The organism is Inquilinus sp. OTU3971, assembly GCF_038440215.1.
In genome coordinates this window covers 37,851-51,775 of record NZ_JASATH010000009.1, presented here as the reverse complement: position 1 = coordinate 51,775, position 13,925 = coordinate 37,851, and the positions used below count along the sequence as shown (strand labels likewise).

Sequence of the window (13,925 nt, the reverse complement as noted above, 5' to 3'; positions counted from 1 at the left end):
CAAGTCCCAGGTGATGGACCGCAACCTCGCGCTCGAGGCAGTGCGGGTGACGGAAGCGGCAGCCCTCTCCGCGTCGCGGCTGATGGGTCGCGGCGACGAGCGCCAGGCGGACCAGGCTGCGGTCGACGCGATGCGCCAGGCGCTGAACAGCCTGGCGATCGAGGGCGAGGTGGTGATCGGCGAGGGCGAGCGCGACGAGGCGCCGATGCTCTATATCGGCGAGAAGGTCGGCGCCGGCGACGGGCCGGAGATCGACATCGCGCTCGACCCGCTGGAGGGCACCACCATCACCGCCAAGGGCGGCCCGAACGCGCTGGCGGTCATCGCCATGGCCAACAAGGGCGGCTTCCTGAAGGCGCCCGACGTCTACATGGACAAGATCGCGGTCGGCGGAGACCTGCCGAGGGACCTGATCGACATCGACTCGACCCCGGCCCAGAACCTGAAGGCGCTGGCCCTGGCCAAGCGGATCGCGGTCTCCGACCTCGTGGTCTGCGTGCTCGACCGGCCGCGGCACCAGGAGTTGATCGCCCGGATCCGCGAAGCCGGCGCCCGGATCATGCTGATCTCCGACGGCGACGTCTCCGGCGTCATCGCCACGGCCCAGGCCGAGACCGGCGTCGACATGTATCTCGGCACCGGCGGCGCGCCCGAGGGCGTGCTGGCGGCCTCGGCGCTGCGCTGCATCGGCGGCCAGATGCAGGGCCGCCTGCTGTTCCGCAACGATGACGAGCGCGAGCGCGCCAAGCGCCAGGGCATCGAGGACTTCACTCGCGTCTACGGGCTGATGGACCTGGCTGGCGGCGACGTCATGTTCGCGGCCACCGGCGTCACCACCGGCCCGATGCTGCGCGGCGTCCGCCTGATCCCCGGCGGCGCGATCACCCATTCGATCGTGATGCGGTCGAAGAGCGGCACGGTGCGCACCATCGAGGCGCGGCACGATTTCCGCCGCAAGGCCGGGTTCGAGTTCGTCGGCCACTAAGGCCGGCGGATGGCGGCCGACGGGGGCGGCCGGGGAGGGGCTGGCGATGACCACAAGGCGGGGGCGGTGAGCACGCCGGCGCTGTTCGGCGTCGAACGCTCCGCCAAGGGCGCGCGCTGGATCGGCCGCGCCGCCGACGACCGGCTGGCGCTGGCCCTGTCCCAGCGCCACGCTTTGCCGGAGATCGTCGCCCGGGTGCTGGCGGCGCGCGGCGTTGGCCTGGACGACGCGCCCGCCTTCCTCAACCCGACGCTGCGGGCGCTGCTGCCCGACCCGTCAGTGCTGCGTGACATGGACCGCGCGGCGGAGCGCATCGCCCGCGCGGTGACCGGCGGCGAGGGCATCGCCGTGTTCGGCGACTACGACGTCGACGGCGCCACCTCGACCGCGCTCATGGTCCGCTACCTGCGCGGGCTCGGGGTGGAGCCGCAGATCCACATCCCCGACCGCATCGCCGAGGGCTACGGCCCGAACGCCCAGGCGCTGGAGAAGCTGCGGGCCGGCGGCGCCGGGCTGGTGGTCACGGTCGATTGCGGCACCACCGCCTTCGACGCCCTGGAAGGCGCCGCGGCCTCGGGCCTCGACATCGTCGTGATCGACCACCACACGGCCGAGCCGCGCCTGCCCAAGGTGTCGGCGGTGGTCAACCCGAACCGGCTGGACCAGGACCCGGGCCTCGGCCAGCTCGCCGCCTGCGGCGTCACCTTCCTGGCGCTGGTGGCGCTGAACCGGACCCTGCGCCAGGCCGGGGTGTTCGCCAACCGGCCGGAGCCGGACCTGATGGCGCTGCTCGACCTGGTGGCGCTCGGCACCATCTGCGACGTGGTGCCGCTGACCGGGCTGAACCGGGCGCTGGTCGGGCAGGGGCTGAAGGTGATGGCGCAGCGGCGCAACACCGGCCTGGCCGCCCTGGCCGATGTGGCGCGGGTGACCGAGACGGTCGACGCCTATCACGCCGGCTATATCCTGGGGCCGCGGATCAATGCCGGCGGCCGCATCGGCCGGGCCGATCTCGGCGCCCGGCTGCTGGCCACCGAGGACAAGGCCGAGGCGGCGCGGATCGCGGCGCTGCTGGACGAGCACAATGTCGACCGCAAGACGGTCGAGGCCGAGGTCATGGCCGCGGCCATCGCCCAGGTCGAGGCCACGGAATCGGGGCCCGTGATCCTGGTGGCGGGCGAAGGCTGGCATCCCGGCGTGGTCGGCATCGTCGCCGGCCGGCTGCGCGAGCGCTATGGCCGGCCGTCCTGCGTCGTCGGGTTCGAGGGCGGCATCGGCAAGGCCTCCGGCCGCTCGGTGCCGGGGGTCGATCTCGGCGCCGCCGTGATCGCGGCGCGCCAGGCCGGGCTGCTGCTGTCCGGCGGCGGCCACCGCATGGCGGCGGGCTTCACCGTGCGGCAGGAGCGGGTGGCCGAGCTGCGCACCTATCTGACCGAGCATATCGACGGCCAGGTCGCGGCGCAGCCCGGGGAGCCGATGGTGCCGCTGGTCGAGCTGGACGGCACGCTGGTGGTGGAGGCCGCGACGGTCGAGCTGGCGGAGACGCTGTCCCGCCTCGGTCCCTACGGGGCGGGTAATCCGGAGCCGCGCTTCGCCCTGCCGCGGGTGCGGGTGGTGGCGGCGTCGGTGGTCGGCAGCGGCGGCCATGTCGCCTGCACCCTGGTCGGGCCCGATGGCGGCCGGCTGCGCGCCATCGCCTTTCGCTGCGCCGACCAGCCGGTCGGCCAGGCGCTGCTGCGCCGCGACGCGCTGCTGCATGTCGCCGGCACGCTGCGGCTGGACCGCTGGAACGGCAATATCCGGGTGCAGCTGTTCATCGAGGATGTGGCGCCGCTCTGGGGGGCGGAAAGCGCTTGATTTCCGCGACCGCTGCGGTTAGGTCTCTGCGCCGCGCCGACCCCTTCGTCTAGAGGCCTAGGACACCGCCCTTTCACGGCGGTAACACGGGTTCGAATCCCGTAGGGGTCGCCACTAAATGCCAACCTGATACCAACTATGGGTTTTCGGGACGGAGTCGGACGGTGCCATAGGCACCCGTAGCCACTCAGTGCGCGGACATCCCGAATCATCGATTCGCAGACTGCAGGGAATGGGCTTGCTCAAGCTCATCGCCTTGGGTCACCGTGCCTTGAAAACCGGCGACGCGGGCGGTTCATGGCACGACGCACGATAGGCATAGACGAGTTCGATGGCTTTGAGATCGACGAGGCGACGGGCGATCTCTATTGGCGCGACCGGCGCGTTAGGACCGAGGCGCGATTCTCGTTGAGCACGTGGCAGCGCATTGGCGCGGTTCTTGTGACGGCGTCGGCCGTTGTCGGGGCCGGGGCTGCGGTGGCCTCAGCGATTGCCGATTGGGTTCGATAAACATCCCCATGGCGGTACGCCGTGAAGGGGATCATCATCCCTGCATGTTGATGCAACTCATTTCCCGACTCCTCAGCGCCTTTTTCTGGATCGTGGTGCTGGCGGCGATCTATGGCGCGTTGTTCGGATAGACGCGCATCGCCGCTGCATGGGTCCTTAGGGCCAGGCAAACACGACATCGGCCGCCGTTACCGGCCTCCACCGTGGCAGGTAGGTCCAGAGGCTTCGCATTAGCTTTCCCGGCGTCACTCCGCCGAGTTTGGGCGGGGTGTCCTGCCCCTCTGTGAGTTCCGGCCGAAGATCGCGTTCGATTAGATCAAGGTCCGCAGGGATGCCCGCCTGAGATAGCCGCACGACGTACACGAGGAAATCAGGACGCGCCCCTACCCGGTCCAGCACCTCCAGCATATGGATGCCTGAGAAGATCACCGGCCGGGGACGGATCGCCTCTGCCAGATCGTCGAATATGATCTGATCGACGTACGATCGCCCCTTCGGTCCGATATGGTCATCAAGGTCGACTGCTGGCCATCCAAGTGTGGCGGATAGCTTCGTCGCGAGGGTGGTCTTCCCTGCCCCGTCTACGCCGTCGATCGCCACCAGAGGATTGGGCAGGACGGACACGAGGCCGGCGAGCTCGGCGACGTCACGAATGATCGTTTTGCCAGGCAGCCACGGGTTCATGGATCATCTCTTTTAAGGGGAGTAGGATCGGAGTCGCATGGAGCTAGATTAGTGCCCGAGACCGAACTCTTCCTGAGGCTTTTCGCCCTCTACCCGGTGCTCGCCGCAGCCGATCGGCTTGAGGACCGAATGAAGCGGTTCCTGGATCGCGAGCCGACGACTGAGTCGCTAGATGGCGCCGCCTTTGCGCAACTGAATGGTTCGGGGTTGAAGGCCGACTATCTTCAGAACTCTAGGCGCATTGTGACCGAAATGAAGACGGTGAACGGCAATACGCTAGAGCGCATTGAACGGAGGCTCAGAGATCGGCTCTCGCAACCCGATGCTCCCAGAGTCAGAATTTATGGAAAGGTCCCGGTTTCCTCAGTTATCGAGAACATGCCGGATCGCGACAAGCTCAACGAGGTCTTCAATGCTGTGTCGGGACGGGCCGTGCGCAAGGACCTCAAGATAGCCAACGAGCAAATTCGCGCCACGAAGGGTCGACTCCGATTGGACAAATCCACTGGTCTCGTAATCGTCATCAACGATAGTGTTCCAGGGATCGATGCCGCGCAGATTGCCCATGCGATCAAGTATGCGATCAATTCGTCCGAAAGCGGCTATCCGGATCTGTCGCATTTCTGGGTGAACATCGAATGTCATTGCATCCGCCTGCCCGATGGAGGGACTGGATATCCTCAAGTGCTCATATCAAGATCGAGTGAGAAGCCCAACGACGTAGAGTTCCTCAGGCGGCTGATTGGAGATTGGGCAGAGTTTAACGGTTCGCACTTGGCAAGTTTGAACCATGACGGAACGTGGGACTCTCTTCGACCGGTTCCCCGGCCGGAAGCATGAGAAGGGCGCCGACAATGCGGCGCCCAATTAAAATAATCACATTTCCTTCACGAAGGGAAGAAGCTTAAACAAATCCCGATCGTCGTATTGCCCTAAGGCTCGACCGTCCTGAGCATAAGCGTCCAGAACAACAAACTTGTCTTTTGAAGAATCAAAATCGCTTTTATAGTAAATTCTATAGCAGAAATCATCAATCTCTTCTGTTGTTTGGACTACAACAAAAGATGTATTTTCGTCCCACCATGCGCTGCTTGCCTTCAATTGATCGGTAAAGGTTTTGTATCTCTCTCCATACGTTTTGTCAGATTCAATTCTGAAGTTTACCATATATACAGCCATATATTCCTCCTATCCTCGAGTTAAAATGACAGCAACCTCCAAATCAGCTTAGGTGGCCGCATCTGCTGTGGGCGATGGAAAAATAGTCGTCGCCGCCATGCCGGCCGCTAAGCCGATCTCATCGTATCAGAACTCTCGCATTGGGCGCCTGCCCGTCAGAATCACCTGTGACGATCCATCAGGACTGATCTCCCTGCAACCGGTCAGTCTCGCGTCGATCCATCGATCATCGGATCGTGGACTCGGCGCGCCTGGCACGACACCACCAGTGATGGGGAATTCCCATCCACTGGCGAGGCATCTCGCTTCCTTCTCGTCCTTAGCTCTGACCACGACCCTTGTGGTGGCCTCGCCCTTCCAGATGTCCGCGTTCCAGTCCTTGGGGCTGAGTTCAAAGATGGGCATCGCCAGCCTCAGCACCCTTCGCCGCGAGCTCGCGCAGGACCACGCCCACGCGGTCGATCAGTTGGGTTGAGCCGACCGTGTTGAGCGCGTCATCGGTATCGCCGGGGGTGTGGTGCGTCCACAGCAGATCGAACAGCGTCGACGCATCTTGAACCGAAGTGATAGGCGCCCTCAAAAGTTCGGCATGGGCATTGTCGAGCGTAGCGCGGTCGAGGTCATAAGCATCTATCGGTCTCTCGTCTTCGATAGCCCGTCGCTCAGCGGCTTCGGCGACTCGGTATTTCTCAAGGGCAGCGTGAAAATCCATAGCATTGGTCTCCTTCTTCAATAGCCGCACATCGCGGCTGGTGGAGAGACCATAACTCGAGTAATTTTCCTATGGTGGAAAATCTCTTTCCGGATTCCGGAAAAGTTCGGCGGAATCCGGAAATCATTAGTATGAGGATTAGCGCCGCGATACGCACGGACGCTAGGCACGATCCCAGATCCATCCTCGAGAGCACCGCGGCGTCGCATTCATGCTATGGCTCTCAAGATAGCGAATTATGCGCTATGATCTGCGTCAGCGGCCGACAAACGTCGAGGCATATCGCTATGAGTGCCGGTGATCAGTTGTATGAGACCTGCATTTTCTGCAAAAGCAGGGTCCCATTTGGAAATCATCGATACGAAGGAAAGTATCTGCCCCACTATAAGCTTTTTCTGTGCAAGACATGCTATGACTCAAACTGGGATGGATTCGGTCCACGTGTTGAGCCGATATTCGAAAGTCATATGGCTGAGAAGGGATTATCTCTGCCTGAGCGAAATGCGAAGGGATGGTATCCACGCGGCTAGGCAAAAACCGGTTCTATTGACTGCTTGATAAAGAAGTAGGGTGGATGAGATGAATAAGAGCAAGATCGTGTATCGTCTTGAAGTGTTGCGGCCCGGATCAATAGATGACGCTCTCTACAAGATTGAATCCGATCAACCTTTTCCTGCCCTTGCGGTGGGAGATATATTTAGGTACGACGGATCTGGAGAAGGGATGACGGTCGGGGAGGTGGCTAGAGTATCACACTTTACCTATATTATTGGCGAAACGTACTTTCACGAAATGTGGGTGTTTCTCAAGACCAGCAATGCCTTCGAATCCTCCGATGAAACGCGAAAGCTGGTCTTTGGCTGAGTGTGCCTGGGATGCATCAATGAAGGGGCCGCGAAGGGTGATGTTAGGCGTCCATCTTCCGCCTCATGCCATCCCGCACCGCTTCGGGGTCCATATCGGCCAGGTCGCACACATCATCGAACGATTCGGACCGCACCCACACCCGAGCCAATGCTGTATGGTACAATTGTTCGTCCGCTTCGAACGGCCAGCCGGCGCCAAGCGCATCCTGACAAAGTGCCGCCAGCACCGCACGCCAGAGTCGCCGCTCGCCGTTGTAGCCGGTGGTGTCCTCGTATGCCCTCTCCGCCGCGATCATCGATCACAGAGCAGTCTGCAGGATCCAGGTGGCCCCGGCAGGATCGGACTCGATGGCGACGATGTTCCGGTCGATGCCATCCACGATGATGACGTCGTTGAGTTCGGGAACCGCCGCAAGCGTCTTCGTCAAGATGACGATCTTCCGATCGGTGACGGCGATGGTGTTCCCGCTCGCGGACTTTTCGGCCGCCGAGTACGTGTCCACGAATCCACGACAGACGTAGTTCGCATACGTGTTCACGGTCTCACCGCTCATCGGGTCGTATACGCTGCCAGTCAGGTGCCTGAGTGTCAGGTCATACAGGATGCCTTTGAGCGCGCCGGCGATGGTGCGGGCGATGGGTCCGCGCAGTGGGCTGGTCATGGCACCAGCCTCACCGAATGCGCGCTGTTGGCCTCGAGGAACGGCGCCAGGATCGACGCGGCGATATCAGGCAGCACCCGCGTCGGAGCAGCACCGCTGTATTCGAGTTCGACCGATCCGGCCTTCAGGCGCCGCACATTGCGGTTGCCGTCGTCGGCGGTGGGATCGTCGCGCAGAGTGGCTAGGGCAACCTCGCACTGAGCGTCCTTAACGGCTTGTGGGACCGTCGTGGACGAGATGGTCCGGCCTTCACGATCAGTGACCCCGGTGCGAGGCCATGCCATGGCCTGGCCGGCCGTCGCGATCTGGCCTAGGAAGGCAAGGCGGTCGATCTGGCGGGCAGCCATGATCAGAGCCTTGTCCTTGTCGCCAGAGCTCGCCGCAGTCCATTCGGCTGCATAGAGACGATCGGCAAAATAGGCCGTCGCGTCCGCCGCGCTGATATAGCTATTGGTACCCACCGTAACCGTCATCGCCCTCACCTCTCAAAAATGGTGAGGCCGACGCCGGGGGACGTCGGCCTCTGTATTCCCGGCCGCGCTCCCTCGAAACAAGGTGCCGCCGGCTTTCGGGGTTTTGCTTGGGGCGGCACTCACCGAACAATCCGCCGCTGCCTATGCCCTCTGGGGGCGCCCTGCAGCCGGGCCGTCCTGACCTTAGGGGGCCAGGAATGCCGAGTAGGTTACCGAACTGGTGCCAGTGCCAGGCGCGTTATCAACCCAGCTTCGGATGTAGCGAAGGTCGCCAGCGGCGAACTGGTCGAACAGCTTCGAGCTGAGCGGCAGTTCGTACACACCGGCCGCCGAGACGCCGGGCAGGCTGATCGTCACCGGAGAGGCGAACGACGTGGACGCCGCGGCATCGACGCCGAGAGTGGCGACCTGTGCCGAAGCGAAGGCCGACCCGGACCCGACGTTGAAGACGGCGCGGAACGTCGGGCCGACCGTCAGGACGTTGAGGGCAACGCCAGTGCCGGCGACCTTGGTGGAGGCGGTAACAGTGGTCGCGGACTGAAGCTCAAGAGCCGCATCAAAATTGTAAGACATATCGAATTCCTTTCATGACGACGGGGGACCGGGGTCCCCCGCCTTGAGCCTTAGGCGTTGTTAATGCGAGTGAGGCGGGCAGCGGCGCGCGGGTGCTTCAGAGCCAGGCCGCTGTACCATTCGATACGCGTCCTAAGCGCCGGCTTGGCCTCGATCTCCCCGAGGTCGCGCACGTCGATCGGGGCAGTCTCGATACCGAGAAGAGTTTCAGCATCGAAGCGCGCGGCATAGATGCTGGTGGTATCGAGGTTGCCGGCGCCGTCGTCCTCATCGAAACCGAGGATCGCGGTGCCGGTCGCGTCGTCCTCAACCACGCCGATCGGGATGCCGGCATACGCCATGACCTGACGTCCGAAGGCGTCCGAGACGATTTCGGACGCCTGACCAGCCGCGCGGATCAGCTTGTTTACCTTGCGGCGAGCCCACTTGCTCATCAGCAGAACGTCGGGGGTGCCGACCACCGCATCAATGAGCTCGTCCAGGGCGTCAAGAGTCAGGGTCGCGCCACCGCTGGCGAGCGGGATCACCTGGCCACCGGTCAGACGGGCATTCAGGCCATCGAACTCCCGCGGATTCAGGCTGGAGTCGCCATCGAAGAAAGTCTTAAGCCAAGTCAGGCTAAGGCTCTTCGCCTTCATTGCGTCGTGAGTCGCGCGGATATCGTTCGAGCCCGCGCCCATCGCGACAAGAGCCACGTCAAAGTCACTGTCGCCCCCGGCGATGGTCAGGCTTTCGACCTGGGGGTTAATGACGCCAGTCGACTCGGTGTAGCCCTCATTGAAACCACGGAACGCGATGCCGGGCAGAGTGTCTTCCCGATTGTAGCGGTACGCGGTGCCGGCAATATCGATGAATGGCAGACGCTCAAGAACGGGGTTGTTAGAGGCGATAACCTCAACAACACCCTGCGCGAGAGGGTTGGTAATCAGCTTGGAAGCTTCGAGAATAGTAAGCATTACTCAATTCCTACTTAGTGCCATAGCCTCGCGACATGCGCGCAAAGGCTGGCAAAGATGAGAGATCGGCAGGGGCCGGCGTCGTGCGCGCAGGCGCCGTGTCGGTTTTGGGGACCACGGTGGAGGTGCCGCCGAACACGCCGGTCGCCTTCGCCGCGGTGAACCACTTAATCCGCGCGGCCGGTCCCAAATCAGCGGGAATTAGGCCGTGAAGATGAGCGGGGACGTCGGCGAGGACGGCATCGGCAATCGCAGCCATGTCCCCTTCCAAGGTCTTTTTCTGAGCTAGGACTTCATCAAGGCGAGCCTTGGGAATCATGTGCCCAGCGTTCGCAGCCGTGTCGCCGGCAGCAGCGGGAGGAACGGCGATATCGGACGCCGGCACCGGGTTTTCCACAGTCATCAACGTGTCTCAATCTGAGACGGAGTCGGATCCGTCGCGGTGGTGGGTACGGCGGTCGGGGCGCCGATCTCTGGACGCAGGGCCGCGGTTTCGGCCCTCCTGCGCATCAACTCTTCAAGGGCTTGCTCACGGGTGCCCAGATCCGGGTTATCCCTCAGTGCCCAGTCCACCGGAGACCAGACGCCGCTGGTAATGCGGATCTGAGCGGCCTGCGCTGCGGTGGCCTCGTCCGTCACCTCATCGGGCTCGGCGAAGTCGACACGAACCGAGGCGTCGGCCGGGATCGTGCCAGGCTGATGGGTGTTCAACACGTGCTTGAGGACTTCGAACAGTTCGGCCTCATAGCCGCGCCAGAGCTCGATATCGTCGGCCCTGGCTTCCAACAGGTCGGCGCCCTCGATAGCCTTCGCGACGCCAGACTCCGCGGTCTGCTGATCGATCGAAAACACGTTCGCCGACAGACCGTTTGCAACGGCCGTTTGCTTCGCGAGGAATTCCAGCGCCGACAGGATTTCAGCAATCGGCGTTCCGGGCGCAGCAAACCCGAACTTCCCGTCGACCGGCAACGTGATCGCACGATCTGGACCAGTCTGCAGCGCGTCGCCAGCACTGATGCCCGCGGCCCAAGCCTGCCCATGCGCCTGCAACTCGATCGCCCGCCACAAGTTGACTAGGCCGCAGTTCAAAGCCTGTTGAGCCTCGATCACGTCATCCCCGCCGCGGACGAAATAGTCATCGTCCGGTGGCGAGTCGTGCAGCGACACGAACGGCAGAACGCCATACGGATTCACGCCATCGGGATTGCCGTCGACCGGGATGGGCTGCCCCCGATAGTCGAGACGTTCATATCCCGTGGCCGACCAAACGCTGTATTCGGTGGCCTCAGTCTTCACGCGGGTGCCCGTGGCGTTATAGCCGCGATGGGTGACGATCAGCGCATCCGGCCGCGCGGGATCGGTGTAGAGAGCATCCAGGATGTTCGGTGTGACTACGGACAGCGCCGGCCGATCCTTCGCCCACCGCACCTGCAGGGCAGTGGTGCGCAACAGTTTGGTATAGCGATTGGCTTTCTTCAGGATAGAGTTCGCGCCGATCGCTCGATACAGCGCCTCACCCTTGGCCTGATCCCATCCCGCAAACGTACGCATGGGGGCGCGAAGGTAGACAGCGGCGCGCTTGTTGGTGATCTTCTTCGTAAGATTGATCTGGAACAACCGAAAATCCTCAGGCCGAGACCAGCGCGCCGCGATCAGGGAATGCAGGTTTTCTGATTGCCTGTCGTGATAGAAATCCAGAGCAAGATCCGCTTTGGCCTTGCGTTCTGTGCTAGCTTGAACTAGCTTGATAATCGGACTCTGGCTATTCCAAAACATATTTCACTCCAATAAAACACATCAATATAGCATTGTTGCCAGATTTAGTCAACAGTGATCTTCAGAATTACCTCGGAACCGAGTGCGATCCAGTGTTAACAACCTTCGCCTTGAAAAAGTCGACAAAGATCATGGGTGCGATTCCGGCACGTTCCTTGTAACGCTCGTACAGGTCTCGAGCATGTATCATTGAACGGCACTCGCCGGCGCACATAGGCACAATATCTCCAGCGTTCAGGACGCAGAGACGGGCAATCGCGCCATTCGGTGCATTGTGACAGTGGACACCCTCGATTTCGAACGGGTTTAGCTCGTCATCCCGGAGTGCGTACACGGCCCAACACAAGGAATAGACCGTATCGTCATGGCAGCCTTTAGCGTGACCAAACTTCGCGACCGTCGTGCCGTTGGTACCTGTGTCGAGTTTGTATTCGAAGGTGCCGAGCTCTTTCTTGAGCTTAGCCATTGAAGGATGGATGTGGAGTCGACTTTCGTTTGCCGCCTGGAAGAGTGCGGTGAACGCGGACGATTGCCGTTCCGCGGTCGGGTGGATCAGTTCCGAGGCGAAGGGCTGATCCGCTGCCCATGCCGCGATGTCGGCCGCATTGTACGATTCCAGTGCCGCCCGACGCACCGGCCCGAAGTCCCGATGATATCGGGTGAGGGCAGCCTTGATGCCGCCCTCCGACGAGAACCGAATATCATCGCTGGCCAGGACGTAAAAATGCGCCTCGCCATCCGGACCGGTGGTCTTCAGCACGCAGGTGGTCACGGTAGAGTCGCCGTGCAGGCTGAAGCCATAGGCACGGTCTAGACCTGCACCCACGACATAGGCCGCACCGCCCGTGATGGCCTTCACGTCGAGAGGGAACGCTTCGGCGTAACACCGCTCGATCACGTTGGCCGGGAAGAGGTTCGCGCTTGAGGCTGTCCAGGTGTTGAGATGCTGTTGCGCGAATTCGTGGGGCAACATCTGCCGGGCACGGGAACGCAGTTTCCCCGCCTTGATCCACGACGGACCGCGCGCGATGGCGTCCTCAAGGTCGCGGTAGAAGAGGTGCGAGAAATAGATTTCGTCGTCCTCGCCGGACTCGGCGAGCTTGTACAACTGGTATAGCGGGCTCGACATGGGGCCGGTGGTGCTGTCCACCAAAATGAGGCCGTCGTCGTTGTCGATCGTGGACGAGGCGAGTACCTGATAGGTGCCGTCCGTCTTCGCGGCATGCAGTTCCGAGCACTGCGCGACCGACAGGGATTTGCCGTACAGGCTGGCCGTGCTGTTGGAATAGCCCTGGATCCAGTTTTTGAGGGCCGCAAATTCGATCCGGTCGGCGTTCACTACGATCGCACCCGACTTGATCAGGGCCGCCGAGTGAGGCGTGTTCTCAAGAATCTGTCGGACCATCCGGAAACAGACGTCGACACTCTGCTTTTCCGAGTTCGCGACCAATCCGACCGACTGATGCCGGCGACTCATGAATCGCCAGGCGATGATCAGCGCCGATACCGTCGTCTTGCCGTGCCGACGAGGCCAGCACCAGACGAGGCAGGACCGTCCGCTATCGAGGCCCCGCGTGATCTCATCGCGGACCTCATCATTCGGGACCGTGTACGGGATGAACCCGCCGCCCTTCGTCCCGGTCGGGATGCAGGGCTGGGTGTCCTCGATCCAATTCCAGAAACCAGCGGCACCGGGTTCAGTCCATCGTTTGATCTGGGCAGCGGCATCCGGCTTCCGAGGTGCCGGCTTCACGACTTCACCGCCCGACCACGACGGATGGCCTCATTCGACCTGGCACGCATGAGAGGCAGCAGCCTCAGAATGGCCGGGACGTCTTCGGCCTCGATCGCGGCGCGCAAGTCTGCAACACGGCGCCGCATCTCGCGCAGGATGGCGCGCTGATCGGCTGGCAGGGCATCAGAGGGGCCGGAGAGGGCTGACTCGATCTGGGATAGGCCAAGATGTGGCTGCCCGGCCTGGAACTGGTCCAGGCCGGCTAAAATAGTTTTGAACATGAGGCAGGGCCTTGAAAAACTACGTGTCGGATTTCTGAGAGGGGGTCACGCAACTTTGTTGCGTATGGATATAAGAGGGCACCCCCTTGTTGCGCCAACAGGCCGAAATCGTTCCGGTTGTTAGGCGTCTAGTATCGCGGCGGAATGCGCGTCGATCACATCGGACCTTCTCGGCGACTTCGAATGGATCGCCAGGCCCAGAGCCTTGAGCATCGTGCCCAGCGTCAGGGCAGCGCGGGCGTAGTGACTGATGTCGATGTCCTCGCCGGCCGCCTGTCGAGCGTCCTGCGCCTCGCAATAGCTCATGAGGCTCGCACAGCGCCTCACCAGCATCGTGTCAGAGACGCTTGGGTTGCCGCCTAGCTGAGCTATTAGGCCGTCGCATGCGCTCTTGTAGCGACGCACGGCCATGGTGCGACCGTCCAACTGCTCGACCTCAACCGGGCCGGCGGTGCATGCCGCTGGCATCGTCGGGCCATCAAGGGTGGATTGGATGGGTAGTTCCGCGCTCGATCGGCGACGCTGGCGCTTAGGGGTGGTTTCATCAGACATATGTGGCCTCAAGAATTATATTCGGCAGATAGTTGGTATGGCGTGAAGTCAAGCAGCCAGAAGCCGCAGAAAACCTAGGTTTCTTCGGCTCAATCAGATCGATGTTACCGCCTTACTGAGGCGG

Annotated in this window: 17 protein-coding genes and 1 tRNA gene; 5 read left to right on the top strand and 13 right to left on the bottom strand. The window is 62.2% G+C overall.

Annotated features, from left to right (window positions below; translation table 11 throughout):
- Positions 1–13: 13 nt before the first annotated feature.
- From glpX to AAHM41_RS04140, 3 genes are all read left to right on the top strand, one after another.
- Positions 14–985, top strand: coding sequence for a class II fructose-bisphosphatase (glpX, locus tag AAHM41_RS04150; protein WP_342235274.1), 972 nt, complete (start codon positions 14–16; stop codon positions 983–985).
- 66 nt (positions 986–1,051) lie between these two features.
- On the top strand, positions 1,052–2,842 hold the full coding sequence (recJ, locus tag AAHM41_RS04145; RefSeq protein ID WP_342235246.1) for a single-stranded-DNA-specific exonuclease RecJ: 1,791 nt from the start codon (positions 1,052–1,054) through the stop codon (positions 2,840–2,842).
- 38 nt (positions 2,843–2,880) lie between these two features.
- A tRNA-Glu gene (locus tag AAHM41_RS04140) sits at positions 2,881–2,956 on the top strand.
- Positions 2,957–3,508: 552 nt separating this feature from the next.
- Here AAHM41_RS04140 and AAHM41_RS04135 read toward each other — a convergent pair.
- Entirely contained in the window at positions 3,509–4,036 is a 528-nt protein-coding gene (locus tag AAHM41_RS04135) for a hypothetical protein (RefSeq protein WP_342235245.1), read from the bottom strand.
- A gap of 51 nt (positions 4,037–4,087) precedes the next feature.
- On the opposite strand from AAHM41_RS04135, the gene AAHM41_RS04130 reads away from it, so the two are divergent.
- Complete coding sequence (locus AAHM41_RS04130) at positions 4,088–4,876, top strand: hypothetical protein (protein WP_342235244.1); 789 nt, start codon at positions 4,088–4,090, stop codon at positions 4,874–4,876.
- Positions 4,877–4,912: 36 nt separating this feature from the next.
- Here AAHM41_RS04130 and AAHM41_RS04125 read toward each other — a convergent pair whose 3' ends face one another.
- Both AAHM41_RS04125 and AAHM41_RS04120 read right to left on the bottom strand, forming a co-directional pair.
- Positions 4,913–5,215, bottom strand: a complete 303-nt coding sequence (locus AAHM41_RS04125; RefSeq protein ID WP_342235243.1) for a hypothetical protein — start codon at positions 5,213–5,215, stop codon at positions 4,913–4,915.
- A 391-nt stretch (positions 5,216–5,606) separates the two neighbouring features.
- Positions 5,607–5,927 carry a hypothetical protein gene (locus AAHM41_RS04120; RefSeq protein ID WP_342235242.1) on the bottom strand — a complete coding sequence of 107 codons (321 nt, stop codon included), beginning with the start codon at positions 5,925–5,927 and terminating at the stop codon, positions 5,607–5,609.
- Positions 5,928–6,506: 579 nt separating this feature from the next.
- On the opposite strand from AAHM41_RS04120, the gene AAHM41_RS04115 reads away from it, so the two are divergent.
- Positions 6,507–6,791 carry a hypothetical protein gene (locus AAHM41_RS04115; protein ID WP_342235241.1) on the top strand — a complete coding sequence of 95 codons (285 nt, stop codon included), beginning with the start codon at positions 6,507–6,509 and terminating at the stop codon, positions 6,789–6,791.
- Between the two features lie 43 nt (positions 6,792–6,834).
- Here the strand turns inward: AAHM41_RS04115 and AAHM41_RS04110 are convergent, their stop codons facing one another.
- The 10 genes from AAHM41_RS04110 to AAHM41_RS04065 form a co-directional block, all read right to left on the bottom strand.
- Positions 6,835–7,089, bottom strand: coding sequence for a hypothetical protein (locus AAHM41_RS04110; RefSeq protein ID WP_342235240.1), 255 nt, complete (start codon positions 7,087–7,089; stop codon positions 6,835–6,837).
- Positions 7,090–7,092: 3 nt separating this feature from the next.
- The gene (locus tag AAHM41_RS04105) at positions 7,093–7,455 is read right to left on the bottom strand and encodes a hypothetical protein (protein WP_342235239.1); all 363 of its coding nucleotides are present in this window, start codon (positions 7,453–7,455) and stop codon (positions 7,093–7,095) included.
- On the bottom strand, positions 7,452–7,928 hold the full coding sequence (locus AAHM41_RS04100; protein WP_342235238.1) for a DnaT-like ssDNA-binding protein: 477 nt from the start codon (positions 7,926–7,928) through the stop codon (positions 7,452–7,454). The genes AAHM41_RS04105 and AAHM41_RS04100 overlap by 4 nt, the downstream gene beginning before the upstream one ends.
- Positions 7,929–8,111: 183 nt before the next feature.
- A complete protein-coding gene (locus AAHM41_RS04095; protein WP_342235237.1) occupies positions 8,112–8,501 on the bottom strand; it encodes a hypothetical protein in 390 nt (129 codons plus the stop codon).
- A 50-nt stretch (positions 8,502–8,551) separates the two neighbouring features.
- Positions 8,552–9,457: a major capsid protein gene (locus AAHM41_RS04090; RefSeq protein WP_342235236.1), complete on the bottom strand. Its 906-nt coding sequence runs from the start codon at positions 9,455–9,457 to the stop codon at positions 8,552–8,554.
- Between the two features lie 10 nt (positions 9,458–9,467).
- On the bottom strand, positions 9,468–9,860 hold the full coding sequence (locus tag AAHM41_RS04085; protein WP_342235235.1) for a hypothetical protein: 393 nt from the start codon (positions 9,858–9,860) through the stop codon (positions 9,468–9,470).
- Positions 9,860–11,233, bottom strand: a complete 1,374-nt coding sequence (locus AAHM41_RS04080) for a hypothetical protein (RefSeq protein WP_342235234.1) — start codon at positions 11,231–11,233, stop codon at positions 9,860–9,862. Before AAHM41_RS04080 ends, AAHM41_RS04085 begins: the two co-directional genes overlap by 1 nt.
- A 67-nt stretch (positions 11,234–11,300) precedes the next feature.
- Entirely contained in the window at positions 11,301–12,986 is a 1,686-nt protein-coding gene (locus tag AAHM41_RS04075) for a terminase large subunit domain-containing protein (RefSeq protein ID WP_342235233.1), read from the bottom strand.
- Positions 12,983–13,249 carry a hypothetical protein gene (locus AAHM41_RS04070; RefSeq protein WP_342235232.1) on the bottom strand — a complete coding sequence of 89 codons (267 nt, stop codon included), beginning with the start codon at positions 13,247–13,249 and terminating at the stop codon, positions 12,983–12,985. The genes AAHM41_RS04075 and AAHM41_RS04070 overlap by 4 nt, the downstream gene beginning before the upstream one ends.
- 120 nt (positions 13,250–13,369) lie before the next feature.
- Positions 13,370–13,801 carry a hypothetical protein gene (locus AAHM41_RS04065; protein ID WP_342235231.1) on the bottom strand — a complete coding sequence of 144 codons (432 nt, stop codon included), beginning with the start codon at positions 13,799–13,801 and terminating at the stop codon, positions 13,370–13,372.
- Positions 13,802–13,925 lie beyond the last annotated feature (124 nt).

Excerpts from the sequence above, each read along its gene's own strand:
- AAHM41_RS04115 (WP_342235241.1), top strand. The coding sequence starts at position 6,507 with ATGAATAAGAGCAAGATCGTGTATCGTCTTGAAGTGTTGCGGCCCGGA.
- AAHM41_RS04110 (WP_342235240.1), bottom strand. The coding sequence starts at position 7,089 with ATGATCGCGGCGGAGAGGGCATACGAGGACACCACCGGCTACAACGGC.
- AAHM41_RS04085 (WP_342235235.1), bottom strand. The coding sequence starts at position 9,860 with ATGACTGTGGAAAACCCGGTGCCGGCGTCCGATATCGCCGTTCCTCCC.
- glpX (WP_342235274.1), top strand. The coding sequence starts at position 14 with ATGGACCGCAACCTCGCGCTCGAGGCAGTGCGGGTGACGGAAGCGGCA.
- AAHM41_RS04070 (WP_342235232.1), bottom strand. The coding sequence starts at position 13,249 with ATGTTCAAAACTATTTTAGCCGGCCTGGACCAGTTCCAGGCCGGGCAG.
- AAHM41_RS04105 (WP_342235239.1), bottom strand. The coding sequence starts at position 7,455 with ATGACCAGCCCACTGCGCGGACCCATCGCCCGCACCATCGCCGGCGCG.
- AAHM41_RS04065 (WP_342235231.1), bottom strand. The coding sequence starts at position 13,801 with ATGTCTGATGAAACCACCCCTAAGCGCCAGCGTCGCCGATCGAGCGCG.
- AAHM41_RS04090 (WP_342235236.1), bottom strand. The coding sequence starts at position 9,457 with ATGCTTACTATTCTCGAAGCTTCCAAGCTGATTACCAACCCTCTCGCG.
- AAHM41_RS04100 (WP_342235238.1), bottom strand. The coding sequence starts at position 7,928 with ATGACGGTTACGGTGGGTACCAATAGCTATATCAGCGCGGCGGACGCG.
- AAHM41_RS04120 (WP_342235242.1), bottom strand. The coding sequence starts at position 5,927 with ATGGATTTTCACGCTGCCCTTGAGAAATACCGAGTCGCCGAAGCCGCT.
- AAHM41_RS04095 (WP_342235237.1), bottom strand. The coding sequence starts at position 8,501 with ATGTCTTACAATTTTGATGCGGCTCTTGAGCTTCAGTCCGCGACCACT.
- AAHM41_RS04080 (WP_342235234.1), bottom strand. The coding sequence starts at position 11,233 with ATGTTTTGGAATAGCCAGAGTCCGATTATCAAGCTAGTTCAAGCTAGC.
- AAHM41_RS04125 (WP_342235243.1), bottom strand. The coding sequence starts at position 5,215 with ATGGCTGTATATATGGTAAACTTCAGAATTGAATCTGACAAAACGTAT.
- AAHM41_RS04135 (WP_342235245.1), bottom strand. The coding sequence starts at position 4,036 with ATGAACCCGTGGCTGCCTGGCAAAACGATCATTCGTGACGTCGCCGAG.